The sequence below is a fragment of the Paenibacillus sp. JCM 10914 genome (assembly GCF_001315105.1).
Classification (GTDB): Bacteria; Bacillota; Bacilli; order Paenibacillales; family Paenibacillaceae; genus Paenibacillus_AQ.
The window spans coordinates 1-19,075 of record NZ_BAZR01000007.1; the positions used below are offsets into that span (position 1 = coordinate 1).

Here is a 19,075-nt window from a genome sequence, read left to right on the forward strand (position 1 = left end):
ACCTTAGTAAATTTAGTCATAAAAAACTGCACCTCCAACTGTTAGACTGTGTCTAACAATTGGGGTGCAGTTCATAACAGCGGCTTTTTCTATATAAAAGAGTGTGGGAATCGTACGCCTAAAATTGCCATGGATACATCCTATAATAATAAAAAATTGAATATAAGTCTACCATTTTTTTCTTGGAGATCATATGCTATGAAAGCGACCGCGGCGCTAAAATATGGTTTAATGAAGGGAGTATCTCTGCATGATCACACTTCGAAAAATTACGCTGGATAATCGGCGTGATATTTTTAACCTGAGCGTCACGGAAGAACAACGCCGCTTTGTGGCCTCCAACCTATCCAGCGTGGCTTCCAGTTATGTGTTGGCGACCAATGGGGGGCACCCTTATCCTTTTGCCATTTATGCGCACGAAGATCCGGTCGGTTTTGTTTTGATTACCTATCAAATTACCAGTTACGATTTGCCTTCTTTCAGTGAAGACGGTTATTGCATTTTGCGACTCATGATCGATCATCGATACCAGAATCAAGGTTATGGGCGGGAAGCGATGCATCAAATCATGGAGTTTATCCGCACCTTTCCGGCAGGTCCTGCCCGCTTCTGCTGGCTTACTTACAAACAGGATAACGTAAATGCAAAGAAACTGTATGAAAGCTTCGGCTTCCGTGACAATGGGGAAGTTATTCATGACGAGTACGTTGCTGTCATAGAGCTTTAAGTGCACAAGCACTCAAACATCATGATTGAAGGAGGGGGAACTATTCATGCATAATAATTTGCAAGCAGGTTATGGCCTGGATTCCAACGGCTACATAGTGAGCGACGTTTCCATAGATAAGATTTCCAGCGCTTACGACGAGTGCATACAAGAATCAGTGGAGCAGCTACTCAAGCTGTTTCCAAATACATTGCATAGCCTATACGCCTATGGCAGTGTCGCAAGAGGTGAAGCCGTTGTCGGCAAGTCCGATCTGGATCTTCTCGTGGTGTTTCACCATGCGCTGAGTTCTACGGAGACCGCGGAGTTAAAAGCACTCGCGAATGCACTGTCGGAAAAATACATCACCTTGATTCGTGATGTTGGGATCGCGGTTACCACTACCGATCATGTCTTAGACCCGGCCAACTACGATGAACAGGCTTTTATTCGCGAGTTATGCGTATCTGTCCACGGCCCGGATATTCGAGAGCATTTCGGACCTTACAAGCTAACGCCAGAGATCGCTATCAGTTTTAACGGAGATATTGCCGGGGTTTTAGCAAGAGCCATCAGCAGGTTAGAATCAGCCACAAACGAGGAGTTTAAGACGGTAACAAAGAATTTTGCCCGGAAGCTAATTCGGACATCCTATTCCATGGTCATGGCACGATCACAAATTTGGACGACTCGTCTTCATGAACAGAGTGATGTATTCGTTCAATATTTCCAGGATAAAGAACCGGTTATCCGCACTTTACAGAAATGGGTGGAGCAGCCGCCCACAAATCGTGAACAAGTCTTTAAGCTATTTATTAGCGAGGGCGAGTGGCTCACTGCGAACTTCGAGCGTGAAGCACGGATCATTTAAAGGGATAGTACAATAGGAATAACCCCCAGATTTTCTCACCTTGCCGAGGTAGAGACCTGGGGGTTTTCTGTCTGGTTGGTCAAGAAGAAGCAAGATAATTGATGTTAATGATTTAATTTGTTAAGTGTTATGTAACCGTTGTCATTCTATAATTTGCATAGAAAGGAGGTAAAAGTAAAAACGGGCAATGTGTGAAGTCGGCAGCGAATCGAATCGCAGCGAGATCCGTTTACCTAAGCGATTACGCACTACATGTAACCCCAAAATTTGAGGAGGTAGATTATGTTAAAGTTCGGGAAGAAATTGATGACGTTAGCTCTTGCAGCTACCATGAGTTTTGGATTCTTTGCAACCACTTCGAGTGCTGCGACAGATTACTGGCAGAATTGGACCGATGGTGGCGGAACTGTCAATGCCGTTAATGGCTCCGGTGGTAACTACAGCGTGAATTGGCAGAACACCGGAAATTTCGTTGTCGGTAAGGGCTGGAATACGGGATCACCTAATCGTACGGTTAACTACAATGCGGGCGTCTGGGCACCATCGGGCAATGGCTATCTAACGCTCTACGGCTGGACGAGAAATTCTCTTATCGAATATTATGTCGTGGACAGCTGGGGCACGTATCGACCTACCGGCACACATAAAGGGACGGTAACGAGTGATGGTGGCACTTATGATATCTACACTACCATGCGGTATAACGCACCATCCATTGATGGCACACAGACTTTTGCTCAGTACTGGAGCGTTCGCCAGTCGAAGAGACAGACCGGAGTCAATTCCGCGATTACTTTCAGCAATCACGTAAACGCATGGTCAAGCAAAGGAATGAACTTGGGCAGCAGCTGGTCCTACCAGGTGTTAGCGACCGAGGGATATCAGAGCAGCGGAAGCTCCAATGTAACCGTGTGGTAATCCTGCTATTCTGACATCCATGAATGAAATCGATCGTCTTGTGAGCGCTTAATACAGCCGAGTTAACGATTACCCGGATACGTTACAAGGCCGTTCTCGACAAGAGTTGCGGCCTGTGACGTGCCGGACATGAAATTGCAAGCTTGTCATGCCTATCATTTTTTGGTCAGCCTAAAGGAGATATATCCATGAGAAAGTTATGTATGCTCTTGATGATAGCAGCAATGGTAGTTATGAGCGCTTGTTCGCAAGATCAACCGGAAACGAAGGATAGGGAAGATGATCATCTCGTATTCGTGGAAGGGGGGACATTCAAGAATCGAAATACGAATTACGTTGGGGCCGAAGTGACATTATCAAGCTTTTATATCGGTAAATACGAGGTCACGCAAAAAGAATGGGCAGAAGTGATGGGGAGCAATCCCTCGGGATTTAAAGGCGATGATCTGCCTGTCGAAATGGTAAGTTGGTACGATGCTTTAGCATACTGCAATCAAAGAAGCGTGAAAGAAGGATTTACCCCTTATTACAACATCGACAAGAACAAGAAAGATCCAAACAACAAGAACGCTAACGATAATGTAAAATGGACCGTCACCGTCAACAAGGACGCGAACGGTTACCGCTTGCCTACGGAAATCGAGTGGGAATATGCCGCAAGTGGTGGTCAGTCAAGTCAGAATTACACCTATAGCGGGAGCAATAATGCCGACGATGTCGCATGGTATTGGAAAAACGCCGGAGACAAGTACTTATCTGGGGACTGGAACTGGCCTATTATAGAGAATAATCGGAATCAATCCAAATCGATCGGTATGCAGAAGCCCAATGAGCTCGGCATTTATGATATGTCCGGTAACGTAAGGGAATGGTGTTGGGATTGGTATGAGCATCCTGAGCTTCCGAAGAATACCTACCGAGTCGTAAAAGGCGGCGGATGGATCGGGGATGTCAGCAATAACGAAATCGCTTTTCGCGGCAAGTTCGATCCGAATGGATATGGACCAGACCAAGGCTTTCGAGTCGTTCGCTCTGGTTAGCGATCAGCAATAATTCATGTTTGACAGCATCTGAAAACCCTTGTACATTAGTAGACAATAGAATTGAAAGTCCACTAGGGGAGCCGTAGGCGGCTGAGACAAGAGCATATCTTGGACCCTTTGAACCTGATCTAGTTCGTACTAGCGTAGGAAAGTGGAGCCTTTAGATATGAAATCTCGGTGCGTTTATGGCGTATCGGGTTTTATTGATGAAGCCGCTCCAGTTTTCGGGGCGGCTTTTTTTAATGTGTCGTGACCTCAGTGGGCTTTCTGTTCTTCATCATGGTGGAGGAGGAAATAACATGAGGTTCACGCAAGAGCTTCGTCAACAAGCGGACGGTATATTTGAGGCTATTTTCGAACACCCCTTCGTGAGGGGCATCGCCGATGGTTCACTGGATCGGGGACAGTTAATTCATTACGTGAAGCAGGACTTCGAGTATTTGAACGCCTATATGCGGATCTACGGCATCGCGATTGCCAAATCGACTAGCAGGGAAGAGATTGCCGCTTTTAACGAACAGATTTCATTTATCATGCACAGCGAAGTCCATCCGCACCAGAATTTCTGCTCGGCTGCAGGGGTGAAGTATGAAGAACTTCAAGGTTATCCGCTTGCTCCGTCCGCGCATCATTATATTCGCCATATGTTGACGGTCGCGCACGAAGGTACTCTGGGCGAGATCATGTCCGTGCTGCTGCCTTGCCCTTGGACTTACTTCGAGATTGGATCCAGACTGCTGGGGACCGTGAAGCCGGATGAATCCCATCCTTTCTATGATTGGATCTATTTCTATGGCAACCGCGGGGAAGACGCAACAACCACGTTCCGCAAACGCGTGGATGAATGGGCTGAACAGGCAACGATAGCTGAGCGGGATCGGATGAAGGAGCATTTCATGCTGAGCTGCCAGCTGGAATACATGTTCTGGGACATGGCTTATAAACAAGAGGAATGGCCGGTACGACTGCAAACTTCGGATAAATAATCGCATCCGTTACGGATAGATACGAAAATATCAACATGACTGAGAGAGGTTGATGAACATGCATGCTTGGGAAAATGAGATAGCGACGCTGATGACAAAGGTACAGCAGACGAGCCCCCTCGTTCACAATATGACGAACGTGGTAGTGACGAATTTTACGGCTAACGGCTTGTACGCGCTTGGGGCGTTGCCGGTCATGGCATACGCCCAGGAGGAAGTGGCGGATATGGCTGCCATTGCGGGGGCGCTCGTATTAAATATTGGCACATTGAACGGGGAACAGATCGATGCCATGATTATCGCAGGACAATCGGCGAATGCGCACGGTGTCCCGGTGCTGTTGGACCCGGTAGGTGCCGGAGCGACAGCTTTCCGAACCCAATCGGCCCTGCGGATTCTGCGCGAGGTGAAGGTTTCTCTCATACGCGGGAATGCCGCTGAGATGGCCCACTTGATCGGCGAAGCGCGGGAGATCAAAGGCGTAGATGCCGGCGATAGTGCAGGCAGCCATCATGCCGAACTGGCAATCAGAGCGGCGCAGCAATTAAATACGATGGTTGCCATTACCGGGAAAGAGGATGCTATTACGGACGGAAACAACGTGAGAATTGTTAGCGGAGGGGATGCGCTGCTAACCAAAGTAACTGGCGCCGGATGCCTGCTGACCTCGGTATTAGGTGCCTTTGCTGCGGTGGAATCGAACTTGCTTCTGGCCGGCACTGCCGGCTTAGCTTTCTATGGGGCGGCAGCTGCCAGAGCGGCAGAGCGCTCAACAAATCTTGGACCGGGTAGCTTTCAGATCATTTTCTTGGATGAGTTGGCGAATCTGAATCCAGATTCTTTAGCGGGATATGCCGCTGTTCGAGACGGGAACGCGACGTCTGCGGGGGGTTCGCAATGAAGGCTCACATCCCGCGCGCGCTGACGATTGCTGGATCTGATAGTGGTGGTGGAGCCGGTATACAAGCGGATCTGAAGACCTTTCAGGAACTTGATGTTTACGGCATGTCGGCCATTACCGCAATTACGATCCAAAATACGTTGGGCGTTCACGGGGTGTACCCGCTTCCACCCAAGGCTGTCGCGGAACAGATCGAGGCGGTAGGCTCAGATCTGGGTGTAGACGCATTAAAGACGGGAATGCTGTTCAATGCAGAAATCACTCGCCTGGTTGCACAACAAATTCGATTATTCGGTTGGAATAATGTCGTTGTTGATCCTGTGATGATTGCCAAAGGTGGGGCGCAACTGCTTCAGAACGAGGCGGTGCAGGCATTAATCGAGGATTTGCTCCCGCTATCACGGGTCGTTACTCCCAATATTCCGGAAGCTGAAGTACTGGCAGGCATGAGAATCCGCACGATGGAGGATCGACAGGAAGCCGCGAAGCGTATTCATGCGCTTGGCGCTGAATACGTAGTGATCAAAGGCGGTCACGATCAAGGGGTGGGATTGCTTACAGAGGATAATAACACAATCATTGACCTCGTATATGATGGTACAACTTTCACGAAATTAGATGGCGAGAGAATTGATACCGTTCACACACACGGTACCGGATGTACGTTCTCTGCTGCGATCACCGCAGGATTGGCTCAAGGCCAGAGCGTACTTCACGCTATTCATAACGGGCGTTTATTCATTCAGGCTGCCATTGAGGATGGTTTGCATGTGGGAAATGGACAGGGCCCGACGAACCACTGGGCGTACCAACGCCGCCTTCAGGGGGGAGAGCGATGACAGGGAGAGTGGAACCTGGAAGAATGAGACAGCATTTACGAATGTACCTCGTGATTGGCAGTGTCAACTGTACGACTAAGCCAAGCTGGGTCGTGCAGGAAGCATTGGCCGGAGGAACGACCATGATCCAGTTCCGAGAGAAAGGAGAGAGTGCGCTTAGCGGAGAAGCAATGCTTCAATTTGCACAACAAATGCAAGCTCAGTGTCGCCAGGCAGGTGTGCCTTTCATCGTCAATGATGATGTCGAGCTGGCACTGAAGCTGGATGCCGACGGCATCCATATTGGCCAGGACGATGAAAGCGCAGCTTCAGTCCGCGAGCGGATGGGTAATCGAATACTTGGTGTCTCTGTACATACCGTAGAGCAAGCAAGACGTGCGATTCTCGCTGGCGCTGATTATCTTGGCATCGGTCCGATCTATCCGACGAGCTCGAAGTCAGATGCCAAGGCAGCGCGAGGCACGGTGGTTCTCCATGAAATGCGGGCAGCCGGCATTCCATTGCCGATCGTAGCCATCGGGGGAATAACGGTAGAGCGGGTTCAAGAAGTGATGGAAGCGGGTGCTGACGGCGTAGCGGTTATCTCCGCCGTGACGGGAGCGCCGTCGGTACGGAAGGCTGTAGAGGATATGGTAGGAAAAATAGCAGGTGTAACTGAAGCGACATGATGATAACGAACAATCCCCGCCGACTATGGAGCCGGCGGGGATTGTTCGAATGTCGTCAAACCGTAAGGACATGATAGCGTCCTTTAGGAATGACATGGGGGCAACCAGACACCGGATCTTCGATCACGGCGCAATGAAGTCCGAAGATGTCTTGGATCAAACTGCTCGTAATGACCGACGACGGTGCGCCTTCAGCGACAAGCTTGCCTTCATACAAGGCTATGATATGATCCGCATATCGCGCAGACAGGTTAATGTCATGCAGAACCATCACGATGGTCGTACCGTGTTTGCGGTTCAGATCCGTGAGCAGATCCAGAATTTCGATCTGATACGTAATATCCAAAAAGGTGGTCGGTTCATCAAGCAGCAAGATGTCGGTTTGCTGCGCTAGCGCCATGGCAATCCACACGCGCTGTCGTTGACCACCGGAAAGCTCGTCAATGTTATGGTTGGCGAACTCCGTGATGTTCATGATGTCCATCGCTTCGGCTACCGCCTCTTCGTCCTTTTTGCTCCAGCTGCTCATCCAGGATTGATGCGGGAATCTGCCACGGCCGACGAGATCGGCAACGGAGATGCCTTCAGGAACGATAGGTGACTGCGGCAGCAGACCCAGCACCCGGGCTAGCGGCTTAGGCGGCAGTTTGCCGATTGGTTTTCCGTCCAACGTAACTTGTCCGGAGTCAGGCTTGATCAACCGGGCCATCGTCTTGAGCAGGGTTGACTTTCCGCAGCCGTTGGCTCCGATGATGACACTGATCTTATGGCTGGGAATCTCGAGGCTGACGTCTTGAATGACCGTCTTGTTTTCGTATCCCGCAACGACATGTTCGGCTTTGAAAATATGCGTTGATTTCATCATAATTGTCCCTTTCGATTCATTCGGATCAGTAAGAAGATCAGATAAGGCGCTCCGAGGATTCCCGTAATAATACCCACCGGAAACCGGACTTCAAAAGCGAATTGCCCGACGAGGTCTGCCGCTAATACCAGATTGGCACCTACAAGCCTGCGGGAAGGGCATTGGAGAATCCGGTACCGACCAATCTCTTGGCGATTGGGCCTGACAGGAAAGCGACAAAGGCGATAGGTCCCGTCGCTGCAGTAGCAATTGCAATCATGCATACTGCGCTTAGGATGAGCAGCAAGCGGGTCTGATCTGTGTTGACGCCAAGCGAAGATGCTGATTGTTCCCCGAGCTCCAGAATGCTTAAATGCTTGCCAAGCAGAACAATGATGGGCGTACAGATTAAGACTGAAATGATTAGAGGCGGCAGTTGATTCATCTGTGCACCGTTCAGGCTGCCGCTAAGCCATCTGAAGGCTGCCGGAATATCTTGCTGCGCGCCGACGAGCAGCAGATAGGAGATCGCTGCATTGAGCATCGCTTGCATACCGATACCCACTAAGATTAATCGACCGACGGAGAACGGCTTCGCTCTGGACAATAGATAGATGACGGTAACGGTCACAAGGCCCGCGATAACCGAAGCAATGGAAACAACAGCATTGCTGGTATGCAAGACGATGATACAGAATACAGCAGCCGCACTTGAGCCGGCGGTAATACCGATGACATTGGGATTCGCGAGCGGATTGCGCAGCATCGTCTGAAACGTATTGCCCGCGATGCCGAAGGCAAACCCGGCAAACAGCCCTGCGAGCATTCTCGGTAAGCGGATGGTGTTCACTGCAAAGGACACACCTTTGATTTGTTCTCCGGCCAGCGTCCGGATCACGTCCTTCACGGGATAAATGGTGCTACCGAGTAGGAGCATGGCGCAGCAAAGCGCACAAGCCAATACCGTAAGCAAGCTGGTGACAAGGATCCAACGGCGGCGTCTGTGACGCGACCTGCAACAATAAACGCTACAGAGTTATTATTCATAAGGAACGCACTTTCGTTTTCATTGCTAATATGATCAGGATCGGAGCGCCGATAAAGGCAGTGACGACACCGACTTCAAGCTCGCCGGGGCTGCCGATCAACCTGCCCATGACATCGGAGAGCGTTAAGATGACCGCGCCAGAAATGGCTGACATAGGAATAATGTAACGCAGGTCAGGACCGAGCAGCAGGCGAATGACATGCGTCGATAATAGGCCGATGAAACCAATGGGACCCGCAAGCGCTGTCGTAGCTCCGCACAAAACCACCCCGGCAAATGCCGCAACCAGTCGTAATACGCCTGTGCGAACACCGAGCCCCTTCGCAACCTCGTCCCCAAGCGCCAATGCGTTCAGCGCTGAAGCGGATATGATGCCAAGCAGCATGCCGACGAGGAGGAAGGGAGCAAAGGTAGCCATGTCGCCCCAATTAGCGGAGCCGACGCTGCCTACCTGCCAGAAACGGAATTGATCCATGACATAGGAGCGCGGAATCATAATCGCGCTCACCAAGGAAGAAAGGGCGGCACTGGTGGCAGCTCCCGCAAGGACAAGTTTAAGGGGCGTAGCACCACCACGCCCCATAGATCCAACTCCGAACACAAATACTGCAGTAATGATCGCACCGGCTAGTGCCAGCCAAATATATTGACCTGCCGTGCTGATGTTCAAGAACGCGATCCCGCAAACTACGAACAAGGCGGCGCCTGTATTGACACCGAGAATGCTGGGATCGGCAATCGGATTGCGCGTCACCGCTTGCATCAAAGCACCGGATACGCCAAGTGCTGCACCGCACAGCAGACTAAATATCGTTCGCGGAATTCTTTTTTGAACCACGCCGGCTTCATAGGAATCCACTTCCGGACGGAACAGGCCATCAATCAACTCAGGGAGTCGTATCGGCCTGGAGCCCAAGGTTAGAGACGCGATAATGCTGATTGCGATCAACACAATGCTGAGGATCAGAACCGTTGTGAAATGTTTCGGAACACGGGAGTTAAGCCCTGGTTTGTCTGGTAAGGATGAACTATTCATTTACTTTGCTGACGGCTTCGTCGAGCAGTTCAAGGTACTCGTCGATGGTATACGAAATGGACAACGGGTTAGGATTGCCAGAAGCTGCAAGCGGTGTACCGTTACCGATGAATACTACGGAACCTCTTTGGATAGCTGGAATCTTGCCAAGCAGGGAATCCGCTTTAACCGCTTCATACAAGCTCTCGTCGCCATAGCCGACAAGGATATCGGCATCGGACAAGACATCGGCATTCTCAGCGCTCAAATTCATGGAATAGCTTGTTGTATCCGTAATTTGGCTCGTCACGCTCTCTGGGTATTCGAAGCCAAGTTCGGTCAGGAATTCGCCGCGCGGATCGGCAGGCGTATAAATATGTAACTTGGACATGTCTTTGGCTGAGAAATTGACCCAAACGACTTTCTTGCCTTGCAAGTTAGGATGCTGGCCAGCTTTTTCTGCAATCAGGTTTTCTGTGTCTTTGATGAGCTGCTCGCCTTCCGCTTTCATGCCCATGCCTGTAGCATTATACAGAACTTGCTCGCGCCAAGTAGTAAGCCATGGTGTCGTTTGGTAAGGCACGACTGGAGCGATTTTCGTCAGAATATCGTAGTCCTCCTGGGTAATGCCAGAGTAGGCAGCGAGGATGACATCGGGATCGGAATCAGATATCGCTTCGAAGTCCAAGCCATCTGTATCTTGGTAGATGTTAGGATCCGCTACGCCCAATTCTTCCAGCTTCGCTGCCGTCCAAGGCAGCAGTCCGCTGTCATCTTGAACACCGTAATTCGCCGCAGAGAATCCAACAGGAACTACACCCAAAGCGAGAGCAACGTCATGGTTCGCCCATTGAATGGTAGCGACTCTTTCAGGTTTGCTATCAATGACGGTTTCACCGAAGGCATGCTGAATCGTGATCGGATATTCCGTATTTTCATCGGCGGAAGCAGGTGTTTCTGCTTTAGGTGTTTCGGTAGCAGTTTGAGCATTCTCGGTTAGAGCTGGATCGGGAGTCGAACTTGATTGCTGACTCGAGCAACCAACTAACAAGATCATGATCATTGCCGAAATCAGTAACGTTCTGAAAGCTATTTTTCTCTTTGTATTCATTTCTTCATACCCTTCCTTTGTCTTATAATGAATTAACATGAAAATGATAATCATTATCATATATTGCGTTACAACGCTTGTCAATGAAAAATTAAGGGGTTATATGGAAATCGGACGTTCAATCATTATTAAGAACGATGTATAATCATACAATGAAAGATAGAAGGTGAGGAATAGCCAGTGAATAATGTAATCATTCACAATCATACGGATGTTCATTTTGATCGTAAACGGGAGCAGATCTATACCATTGTGAGAGAAATCCATGCGTCCAAAGAAATAGGGACACTCCATGTAATCTGCGATGATGTTGGCTACAAGACACCTAATTTCACGACCTCGGGGATCTATCGACTGCACGGAACCGTAAGTGTACATAATGGTGGTCTTCAAGCATGGAGCATCATCGTTAAGGTAATCAAGCCGGAGAGTGACGAGAAGAATGTTACCCAGCATCATAATTACTGGCGGCGTGAAGCACTCATATTTGCTTCGGATATTTTAGAAGAGTTACCGAATTGTATTAAGGTTATTAAGGTTCCCAGATGCTACTTGGTTGAAGAGCAATGCGACGATACGATCTGGATCTGGATGGAGCAAATTGAAGGTACATATGCGACTAATATGGACCAGTTCTTCTTTATCGCACGTCAATTAGGGCAATGGAATGGTGCTTATATGACAGGATACACCGCGTTGCCGCAATATGATTGGCTATGCCAAGCATGGCTTAAGTCATGGACGACAGCGAGTCTTAAATATGCGCCTGATGTTGAAACCTATATAAATGGTACATCTAATGATCAAGTAAGAGCGATGTGGATTTGGTATCAAAATCTCATTCATAAACTTGATGAGATGCTGCATTCACTCGAGCAGTTGCCTCGTGTATTAGCCCATCAAGATTTGAGCCAGATGAACATGTTTATTGTTGAGGGCGTGAATGCCAATTCTCAACTTGCGCTGATCGACTGGCAGTTCATGAGCATCTCAGGCGTTGGAGAAGATCTGGGGAAACTGTTCGGGGTGAATATGAGTCTGGGAATCATTCAGCAAGAGCAGTATGATGAGTTCCAAACAACCCTATACGATTCATACTTGGAAGGACTACGCGCCGTAGGTTGGCAGGGGGAAGAGTGCCTCGTGCGCTATGGTTTTTGCTTGAGCATGGCTTTAAGAGCTGTATGGGAAGTTCCGCAGTATGTTTCTTTGTTGGCTCAGTTGGAGAAAGATCCAACCAATCAACAACGAATCGATCGAATAAACCGGCTTCAATCGATCATTTCGATTCAACAAGATATGTATACCGAGGTTGAGTTTATGAGGTCTGAACTGGACGTGGAGAGCATTCTCCAGATCGACTTGTAACGAAACTCATCCGCCATAGTCTTACGAACAACTTGTGATATAATGGATACCATTCATATCGAGTTGAAGGAATGGACGGGGAATACTCATGAAGCTGGAACGACTGATCTCCATCATCTATAAGCTACTGAATCACGAAGTATTATCTGCAGGGATGCTGGCCGATGAGTTTCAAGTTTCGCAAAGAACGATCTATCGGGATATCGATGTCATCTGTGCTGCGGGCTTTCCGGTTATAGCTTATCAAGGCGTCAAGGGCGGATATAGCATGATGGATGGATACAAAATGGATAAATCCTTGCTTGGTTCATATGATGTCAATTCCTTGATTACAGTGCTGAGAAGCCTATCAACCGTTTTTGAAGATGAACGTGCTCAGGGAACTATCGAACGGCTTCAGACAATTGGGGAGGATCCTCATACCCATGGTCTGGAAATCGACTTGGATACGCGGCGTACGGACCCTGAAGCACTTCATGATTTACGCACAGCCATATTAGAACGCAAAATCGTCCGTTTCGAGTATATCAATACCCAGAATGAACGTACGACTCGTGATATCGAGCCCGTTCAGCTTCATTTTAAATATGGTAATTGGTATGTCTATGGATATTGCCGAACACGGGAGGATTATCGAGAGTTTCGGTTATCCCGAATCATTAATTTGTCTCTCACGGAGAATATATTTTTAGAACGCCATATTGTTTCGAAACAGCATGGTGTCTCTAGTTTAAATGCAGAATGGCAAGATCAGGTGGAGGATGTCGTGATCCGGGCAAGTACGGAGGCCTTGGCCGAGGTGATGGATCAGTTTCACCAGATGGAGAAGCAGTTCCATGCCGATGGCTCGATGACGCTGCGAATCCCTGTCTATAGACCGCTGCAATCCCGATGGCTGTGGGCGATCCTGCTGAGTTTCGGCAGTGGAGTCGAAGTTATAGAGCCTGTGCCGCTGCGAGGAATCTTAAAAGAAAAGCTGCAAAAAACACTGCAGCTATATGAAGAAAAATGACGCTTTGTAGTCATTTTTCTTTTTTTTATAGGGCCACTTTATGTCAGCATTAAAAGGGTGATGCTTGACTTTCCTATAGGGATAACTACAATTAGGTTTAAAAGATTAAACGAATGAACACATTGGAGGTTATCAACCATGAGTCAACATACAGAACAAGTACTGCAGCAGTTCAAAGCGTGTATCCCGCTCCTGGAAGTATTGACGGATGAGAACCGCCAAGCGATCATTCTGTTGCTGGCACAACATAAACCAGGGCTTAACGTGAATACGATTGCGGAACATATTCATTTGTCCAGGCCAGCCATCTCCCACCATTTGAAGGTGTTGAGACAGTCCGGCTTCGTTACCTCCGAGAAGAAAAGTGTGGAGAATCATTATAGCTAACGGTCCGCGAGCCACTTGAACAACTCAAATCATTGATTGCAGCCGTTGAAACTGAGTGCAATCGGAACAATTAACGAATAGAAGGCATTAGAATATCGTGTAAGGAGAAAAAGCTTTATATGCACGTAATGTTTATGTGTTTAAACCAATGATCATCGAGGAGCGATTAAATATGAAAGCCATGTCCATTGAGAAGTATGGAAAAAACGTACCATTACTTATGTCGGAACGACCACTGCCAGGAATCGGCGACCATGACGTGTTGGTGGAAATCCATGCTGCCAGCTTGAACCCCATCGACTTCAAAATCAAGGAAGGAAAAGTAAAGCTCCTGTTGAAATACAAGTTCCCCTTGATCTTGGGCAACGATTTTTCCGGGGTTGTCGTTCAAGTCGGCAAGCTGGTGCAAGCATTTAAGCCCGGGGATGAAGTATATGGAAGACCCCGCAAAAGCCGTATCGGCACATTAGCCGAATATATTGCAGTACATGAAGAAGATATTTCGCTGAAACCGCATAATCTGAATTTTGCAGAAGCTGCCTCGATCCCACTGGTTGGACTAACGACTTACCAAGCCTTTACCGAGATTTTAGATCTTCAACAAGGCCACAAAATTTTGATTCACGCAGGCGCAGGAGGTGTAGGCACTTTCGCCATCCAACTGGCTAAATGGATGGGGGCATATGTGGCCACAACAGCCAGCGAAAAAGGTTATGAACTAGTTAAAGGGCTCGGTGCAGATCAGATTATTAATTATAAAAAAGAAAATTTCGCAGAAATCCTTTCAGAATATGACGCTGTCTATGATACGTTAGGAGGCACTGCTCTGGTGCAATCTTTCCGGATACTGAAGCCAGGCGGACGAATTGTATCCATCTCCGGCGTACCCAATGCCGCTTTCGGAAAGGAAGCGCAATTGAATTGGTGGAAGACAGCTCTTTTATCCATCATTAGCCGCAAGATTACAGCACTTGAGAAAGAAAACCAAGTGAGATATCGATACCTATTCATGAAACCGAGTGGAGCACAGTTGACAATAATTAAGGATTATATTGAAGCAGGGCATATTAAACCAGTTATTGATAAAGTGTTTACGCTGCGTGATGCCGATCAAGCCCTTCGTTACCTTGAAGAAGGGGGCGCCAAGGGTAAGGTTGTCATTAAAGTGAGGTAATTGAATTGGATACGGGGAAGAAAAAGAAATATGACGGTCTGTTGTCATATTTCTTTTTTTATAATGACAACAGTTACAAATTCAATATCCATTACGAACGAACAAGGAGACGATTAAAATGAATCATTGCGTAGAAATGTACACCTACCACACCTGGGCTAACCAAACGATCCTGAGCAGAATCAAGGAACTCCCATCCACGGTGCTGCGTGAAGAAGTGAATACTTCGTTTCCCACCATTGCCCATGCGCTTAATCATATCTATATGGTAGAAAAGACGTGGTATCTGGTATTGACCGGCGTTGAAATGCCGGAGGCATTTCAGGCTTGTATGCCGCTGGCTGAGAGAATGCTTCACTCCGTAGATGAATACATCGAGGCCTTCCGAGAGTTATCCAATCAATACAATGAATGGTTCAAAGACCAAGTTGATCTGGAACAGACGATACGGCTTAACAATCCGTTCGCTGCGATTCGCGACACACGCTTGTCTGAGATCGTGCTGCAAGTTGTCAATCACGGGACTTATCACCGAGGCAATATATCAACCATGCTGCGTCAGTTAGGCCACGCGTCAACCATGAACGATTATTCGCTTTTCTGGTATCAGGAGCGTGTGGAAACATCCATCTAATCCAGGGTGGCTTACTTGTATTGATGGACATTGAGAACTAAGTCCTGTTTATGATATTTTTCATAAAAACGCGATAATGCTTGTCATTATCGCGTTTTTTTTATTGGGTAAATGATCCATGCAATTTATTAGGGTTGATTAAAATACACGAATTCAAGGTGAAGCCGTTCACGGCAACGTTAAGCACAAAGAGACATTTTTTTCGAATTTGCTTGGATTGCAAGATAGGTCCAGCCATCTCGCGGATCGTCTCTTGTTCTTACATAAAGCCCCTTGGCCCCCGGTAGAGCTTCAATTTTAGAATCGGACATATTTTTCCTAGCGAACTTCTGCAAAAAATGTCCCTGTTCTGCTGCATCTCGATCCCTTATGGTAAGCGTACACCACAAGCAAAGGAGGGAATGAGGATGAACTGGTGGTCAACGAACCGTCTCCGGTTGATTCAAAATAATCTGAGAGAGACCGATGCCGACATGGATGTGGATCTACTGATCCGGGAGCTTAAGTCCTTTCAGGCGAATGCGCTCATGATGAATGCCGGTGGCATATTTGCTTTCTATCCATCCAATCTGACTCATCAATACATCACGCCACACTTAACGAAGGATCTTCTGGGGGAAGCCGTAGCCAAAATCCATGACAACGGAATGAAGTTCATAGCCAGATTTGATTTCAGCAAAGCGCATGAATCGATCTGGCAGCAGCATCCGGAATGGTTTTACCGGAATCGTCAGGGCCGTGAAGTCAATTATTACGGCATCGTTCATACTTGTTTGAACGGAGCGTACCAACAAGAAAAGTCCTTGGAGAGTATTGAAGAGGTACTGACGCGTTATCCAGTCGACGGCATTTTCTTCAATATGTTTGGTTATCAGCACTGGGATTACAGCGGAAACTTCTACGGACCATGCTATTGTAGCAACTGCCAAGCTCGGTTCCATGATATCACCGGTGAACATTTGCTGGCGTATACCGGACCCGAACATCCCTTGCACGAGGCATACCGAGCCTTTCAAGAGCACACGTCAAGGGACATACTGGAGCGAATTCACGAGCTGGTGAAACCAGGTCGTCCCGAGATCGCCATATGTACCTATCACCATCACTGCGTCGATATTGTCCGTAAGGAATCGAATACTTCATTAACAAGGAGCGGGCCGCTCTGGCTCTATTCAGCCTCGGAGAATGTTTCTTCCATTCAGGACAGCTGGAATGACAAGTTGATCAGCAATTGCAGCATCAATGCCATTGACCTCACGTATCGGTTCACGGGGGTTTCCGAAGAAGAAAATGCAATCCGATTATATCAGAGCATGGGTAGCGGATCAGGGCTGGATTTCTGTATTATCGGAGCTTTCGCAGGATATCCGGACCAGTCAAATTTCGATAAGGTGAAGGAGATCTTCCGATTCCATGCCGAGCATGAAGAGCTGTACGGACAGCTCGGTTCCATGGCCGAAGTGGTGCTCATCAAGCCAGCGGCGCCGGAAGCGGCAGCGGAATATTACGGTATGTTCAAAATGCTAAAGGAGGAGCACATTCTTTTCGACGTGGTGATGGAAGAGCAGTTATCAGCCATGGTGTCCAAATTGACATGCGTGCATGCGATTCTGCTTCCCGGAATACAACGATTGTCGGTAGACGCAGCCGGGGCGTTGAAGCGGGCAGCAGATGTCGGCACGGCTTTAATTGCAACGGGAACCGCGCTGGAGCAGGAAACGGAGCTGCTGGCCGAATGGTTCGGGGTTTCGTTGGATGGCAGGAAACAAGCGGAACCGGCCGCCTATTTGGATGTTTCTAATCCAGTGCATTTTCCCAGCTTTGCTAATGGCCGGAGCTGGATCGTTGCCGGCATGAATTTTACCCGCGCGATCTTTGACCCGGAGACGGCCGAGCAACGAATGCCGTATGTAGAACCGTCCACGTTCGGACCTCCGGAGCGAGCATATGGTCATCGTATCGGGGAGGATTACGGGATGGCAGTGAACAAGCGGGTCGACAATGATGGCAGGTCCCGCAGCGGTGTCTACATTCCCTGGAACCCTGGGGAGCTTTATCATCGCTACGGTTATGAAGATTACAAGCTGGTGATGGCGGACGTGCTGCGGGATATCAAGCCGAATCGGGCAGTCGTCACGAACGGGCCATCCAGTCTGGAGTTGTTCGTTCACCGCTTGAAGGAAGGTGGCTGCCTGATTCAACTGTTGAATCTTACCGGATTCAACGGAACGACTTACTTGAAGCCAACCCCGTTATATGATATTCGGTAGATCTGGCCATTGATCGGCGCGATATAACCGCTTCAGAAGCAGCTGAGGGTTCGTGTTCGCAGCATTGGCATCTACCAGCACAAGCTGTAGTTCGGGGCAAGCTGCTGAGAGCTGAATCGAATGCCGACGTGGTAACCCTTCAAGACCGCGTGATTGTAACACTGCCAAGACTTGACCTGTACGAAGCGATATGGCTGCAAGCCGAGCCTGCTGGCGAACGAAAGGAGCTGCACTCCCATGAAGCCAAGGCCTAAGCTTGCCAAAGAAGCTCGAGAACCGGATCGCCGGTTACATGCAGTACCTCAATCGGTCATCACGCTGCGCCCTGGTTCACTGATCTCTCAGATGGTAAAGCATCGAACGATTTACCTGCTGCTTTTGCCGGGCCTGCTCTTTTTTTTGCTATTCAAGATCGCGCCAATGTGGGGGCTGCTGCTGGCATTTAAGGACTACAATCCTTTTTGGGATTTGTCGGGAGTGAATGGGCTGGTTTCAAACACTTCGCTGATTTGTTTTCCAGCTCGAACTTTTATATCATGCTGCGAAATACATTTGCTATTAATCTGATCGCACTGATATTTCATTTTCCACTGCCCATTCTGCTCGCTCTGATGCTGAACGAAATTCGGCATGAAAGCTTTAAGCGCCTAAACCAGTCGATCGTATATCTGCCGCACTTCTTGTCCTGGGTTGTCGTGGCCAGCATGACTTTCTTCTTGCTCTCAACAGATGTGGCATCGTCAACAAGCTCATCGCCGAAAGCGGCAAGGATACCGTATCCTTTCTGTCTAATCCGAATTATTTTTGGGGCCTGCTGACAGCGCAAAGCATGTGGAAGGAGGCCGGATGGGGCACGATCATATTCCTGGCGGCCATGGCTGGCGTAGACCCTCAGCGTTACGAGGCTGCTGTCGTGGACGGGGCCGGACGATTTCGGCAGATTTGGCATATTACGCTTCCTGCCATCCGCCCCACGATCATTATTTTGCTCATACTTCGGTTGGGAAACATGGCAGACACCGGTTTTGAGCAGATTTTGCTAATGATGAATCCGTTGGTTCGCTCGGTAGCGGAGGTGTTCGATACGTATTCTTACACTCACGGCATTCTGCAAGGAAAGATCAGCATCGGCGTGACGGTTGGCATGTTTAAAGGGGTGGTCGGTCTTATTCTGATCGTGGCCGCCAACAAAATCGTGAAGAGACTGGGCCATGAAGGCATCTATTAAGCGGAAAAATGTTGTGGTGCGTAAGGCTGGCAGCATGGCACCGCGTCAAGAA

Annotated in this window: 18 protein-coding genes, 2 pseudogenes and 1 riboswitch; of the genes and pseudogenes, 16 read left to right on the forward strand and 4 right to left on the reverse strand. The window is 48.6% G+C overall.

Features of this window, described 5'->3' with window-relative positions:
• The first annotated feature begins 250 nt into the window (after positions 1–250).
• From JCM10914_RS10810 to thiE, 8 genes are all read left to right on the forward strand, one after another.
• A complete protein-coding gene (locus JCM10914_RS10810) occupies positions 251–727 on the forward strand; it encodes a GNAT family N-acetyltransferase (protein ID WP_023960646.1) in 477 nt (158 codons plus the stop codon).
• A gap of 46 nt (positions 728–773) precedes the next feature.
• Positions 774–1,577, forward strand: a complete 804-nt coding sequence (locus JCM10914_RS10815; RefSeq protein WP_023960648.1) for a nucleotidyltransferase domain-containing protein — start codon at positions 774–776, stop codon at positions 1,575–1,577.
• Between the two features lie 282 nt (positions 1,578–1,859).
• A complete protein-coding gene (locus tag JCM10914_RS10820; RefSeq protein WP_023960650.1) occupies positions 1,860–2,495 on the forward strand; it encodes a glycoside hydrolase family 11 protein in 636 nt (211 codons plus the stop codon).
• A 188-nt stretch (positions 2,496–2,683) separates the two neighbouring features.
• Positions 2,684–3,535 (forward strand): SUMF1/EgtB/PvdO family nonheme iron enzyme, encoded by an 852-nt coding sequence (locus tag JCM10914_RS10825; RefSeq protein ID WP_036717761.1) that lies wholly within the window; start codon positions 2,684–2,686, stop codon positions 3,533–3,535.
• Positions 3,536–3,601: 66 nt separating this feature from the next.
• Positions 3,602–3,705, forward strand: a riboswitch (TPP riboswitch).
• A gap of 132 nt (positions 3,706–3,837) precedes the next feature.
• Entirely contained in the window at positions 3,838–4,524 is a 687-nt protein-coding gene (gene tenA, locus JCM10914_RS10830; RefSeq protein WP_023960654.1) for a thiaminase II, read from the forward strand.
• Positions 4,525–4,582: 58 nt separating this feature from the next.
• Positions 4,583–5,425, forward strand: a complete 843-nt coding sequence (gene thiM / locus JCM10914_RS10835; protein ID WP_023960656.1) for a hydroxyethylthiazole kinase — start codon at positions 4,583–4,585, stop codon at positions 5,423–5,425.
• The gene (gene thiD, locus JCM10914_RS10840; protein ID WP_023960658.1) at positions 5,422–6,264 is read left to right on the forward strand and encodes a bifunctional hydroxymethylpyrimidine kinase/phosphomethylpyrimidine kinase; all 843 of its coding nucleotides are present in this window, start codon (positions 5,422–5,424) and stop codon (positions 6,262–6,264) included. Before thiM ends, thiD begins: the two co-directional genes overlap by 4 nt.
• Positions 6,261–6,932: a thiamine phosphate synthase gene (thiE, locus tag JCM10914_RS10845; RefSeq protein ID WP_023960660.1), complete on the forward strand. Its 672-nt coding sequence runs from the start codon at positions 6,261–6,263 to the stop codon at positions 6,930–6,932. The genes thiD and thiE overlap by 4 nt, the downstream gene beginning before the upstream one ends.
• A 55-nt stretch (positions 6,933–6,987) precedes the next feature.
• Here the strand turns inward: thiE and JCM10914_RS10850 are convergent, their stop codons facing one another.
• The 4 genes and pseudogenes from JCM10914_RS10850 to JCM10914_RS10865 all read right to left on the reverse strand — a co-directional run bounded on the left by JCM10914_RS10850 (position 6,988) and on the right by JCM10914_RS10865 (position 10,950).
• The gene (locus JCM10914_RS10850) at positions 6,988–7,794 is read right to left on the reverse strand and encodes an ABC transporter ATP-binding protein (RefSeq protein ID WP_036717763.1); all 807 of its coding nucleotides are present in this window, start codon (positions 7,792–7,794) and stop codon (positions 6,988–6,990) included.
• Positions 7,794–8,823, reverse strand: a pseudogene (locus JCM10914_RS10855) (FecCD family ABC transporter permease). Before JCM10914_RS10855 ends, JCM10914_RS10850 begins: the two are co-directional and overlap by 1 nt.
• Positions 8,820–9,860: an iron ABC transporter permease gene (locus tag JCM10914_RS10860; protein WP_036717765.1), complete on the reverse strand. Its 1,041-nt coding sequence runs from the start codon at positions 9,858–9,860 to the stop codon at positions 8,820–8,822. The pseudogene JCM10914_RS10855 and the gene JCM10914_RS10860 overlap by 4 nt, the downstream one beginning before the upstream one ends.
• Positions 9,853–10,950: an iron-siderophore ABC transporter substrate-binding protein gene (locus tag JCM10914_RS10865; protein ID WP_036717820.1), complete on the reverse strand. Its 1,098-nt coding sequence runs from the start codon at positions 10,948–10,950 to the stop codon at positions 9,853–9,855. Before JCM10914_RS10865 ends, JCM10914_RS10860 begins: the two co-directional genes overlap by 8 nt.
• 180 nt (positions 10,951–11,130) lie before the next feature.
• On the opposite strand from JCM10914_RS10865, the gene JCM10914_RS10870 reads away from it, so the two are divergent.
• The 8 genes and pseudogenes from JCM10914_RS10870 to JCM10914_RS10900 all read left to right on the forward strand — a co-directional run bounded on the left by JCM10914_RS10870 (position 11,131) and on the right by JCM10914_RS10900 (position 19,023).
• Positions 11,131–12,318: a phosphotransferase gene (locus JCM10914_RS10870; protein WP_036717767.1), complete on the forward strand. Its 1,188-nt coding sequence runs from the start codon at positions 11,131–11,133 to the stop codon at positions 12,316–12,318.
• 88 nt (positions 12,319–12,406) lie between these two features.
• Positions 12,407–13,330, forward strand: coding sequence for a YafY family protein (locus JCM10914_RS10875; protein ID WP_023960675.1), 924 nt, complete (start codon positions 12,407–12,409; stop codon positions 13,328–13,330).
• A gap of 138 nt (positions 13,331–13,468) precedes the next feature.
• Positions 13,469–13,717 (forward strand): helix-turn-helix transcriptional regulator, encoded by a 249-nt coding sequence (locus JCM10914_RS10880; protein ID WP_023960677.1) that lies wholly within the window; start codon positions 13,469–13,471, stop codon positions 13,715–13,717.
• A 172-nt stretch (positions 13,718–13,889) separates the two neighbouring features.
• Positions 13,890–14,891, forward strand: a complete 1,002-nt coding sequence (locus JCM10914_RS10885) for an NADP-dependent oxidoreductase (protein WP_023960679.1) — start codon at positions 13,890–13,892, stop codon at positions 14,889–14,891.
• Between the two features lie 118 nt (positions 14,892–15,009).
• Positions 15,010–15,525, forward strand: a complete 516-nt coding sequence (locus tag JCM10914_RS10890; RefSeq protein ID WP_023960681.1) for a DinB family protein — start codon at positions 15,010–15,012, stop codon at positions 15,523–15,525.
• A gap of 407 nt (positions 15,526–15,932) precedes the next feature.
• The gene (locus JCM10914_RS10895; protein WP_023960683.1) at positions 15,933–17,795 is read left to right on the forward strand and encodes a family 10 glycosylhydrolase; all 1,863 of its coding nucleotides are present in this window, start codon (positions 15,933–15,935) and stop codon (positions 17,793–17,795) included.
• 128 nt (positions 17,796–17,923) lie between these two features.
• On the forward strand, positions 17,924–18,049 hold the full coding sequence (locus JCM10914_RS31345; RefSeq protein ID WP_269433875.1) for a hypothetical protein: 126 nt from the start codon (positions 17,924–17,926) through the stop codon (positions 18,047–18,049).
• 91 nt (positions 18,050–18,140) lie between these two features.
• Positions 18,141–19,023, forward strand: a pseudogene (locus JCM10914_RS10900) (ABC transporter permease).
• Positions 19,024–19,075: the final 52 nt, after the last annotated feature.

Bases quoted from the DNA above. Each gene is read 5' to 3' on its own strand.
- thiM (WP_023960656.1), top strand. From the start codon at position 4,583: ATGCATGCTTGGGAAAATGAGATAGCGACGCTGATGACAAAGGTACAG.
- tenA (WP_023960654.1), top strand. From the start codon at position 3,838: ATGAGGTTCACGCAAGAGCTTCGTCAACAAGCGGACGGTATATTTGAG.
- JCM10914_RS10860 (WP_036717765.1), bottom strand. From the start codon at position 9,860: ATGAATAGTTCATCCTTACCAGACAAACCAGGGCTTAACTCCCGTGTT.
- JCM10914_RS10810 (WP_023960646.1), top strand. From the start codon at position 251: ATGATCACACTTCGAAAAATTACGCTGGATAATCGGCGTGATATTTTT.
- JCM10914_RS10895 (WP_023960683.1), top strand. From the start codon at position 15,933: ATGAACTGGTGGTCAACGAACCGTCTCCGGTTGATTCAAAATAATCTG.
- thiD (WP_023960658.1), top strand. From the start codon at position 5,422: ATGAAGGCTCACATCCCGCGCGCGCTGACGATTGCTGGATCTGATAGT.
- JCM10914_RS10880 (WP_023960677.1), top strand. From the start codon at position 13,469: ATGAGTCAACATACAGAACAAGTACTGCAGCAGTTCAAAGCGTGTATC.
- JCM10914_RS10820 (WP_023960650.1), top strand. From the start codon at position 1,860: ATGTTAAAGTTCGGGAAGAAATTGATGACGTTAGCTCTTGCAGCTACC.
- JCM10914_RS10875 (WP_023960675.1), top strand. From the start codon at position 12,407: ATGAAGCTGGAACGACTGATCTCCATCATCTATAAGCTACTGAATCAC.
- JCM10914_RS10850 (WP_036717763.1), bottom strand. From the start codon at position 7,794: ATGAAATCAACGCATATTTTCAAAGCCGAACATGTCGTTGCGGGATAC.
- JCM10914_RS10825 (WP_036717761.1), top strand. From the start codon at position 2,684: ATGAGAAAGTTATGTATGCTCTTGATGATAGCAGCAATGGTAGTTATG.
- thiE (WP_023960660.1), top strand. From the start codon at position 6,261: ATGACAGGGAGAGTGGAACCTGGAAGAATGAGACAGCATTTACGAATG.
- JCM10914_RS10865 (WP_036717820.1), bottom strand. From the start codon at position 10,950: ATGAATACAAAGAGAAAAATAGCTTTCAGAACGTTACTGATTTCGGCA.
- JCM10914_RS10815 (WP_023960648.1), top strand. From the start codon at position 774: ATGCATAATAATTTGCAAGCAGGTTATGGCCTGGATTCCAACGGCTAC.
- JCM10914_RS10890 (WP_023960681.1), top strand. From the start codon at position 15,010: ATGAATCATTGCGTAGAAATGTACACCTACCACACCTGGGCTAACCAA.
- JCM10914_RS10885 (WP_023960679.1), top strand. From the start codon at position 13,890: ATGAAAGCCATGTCCATTGAGAAGTATGGAAAAAACGTACCATTACTT.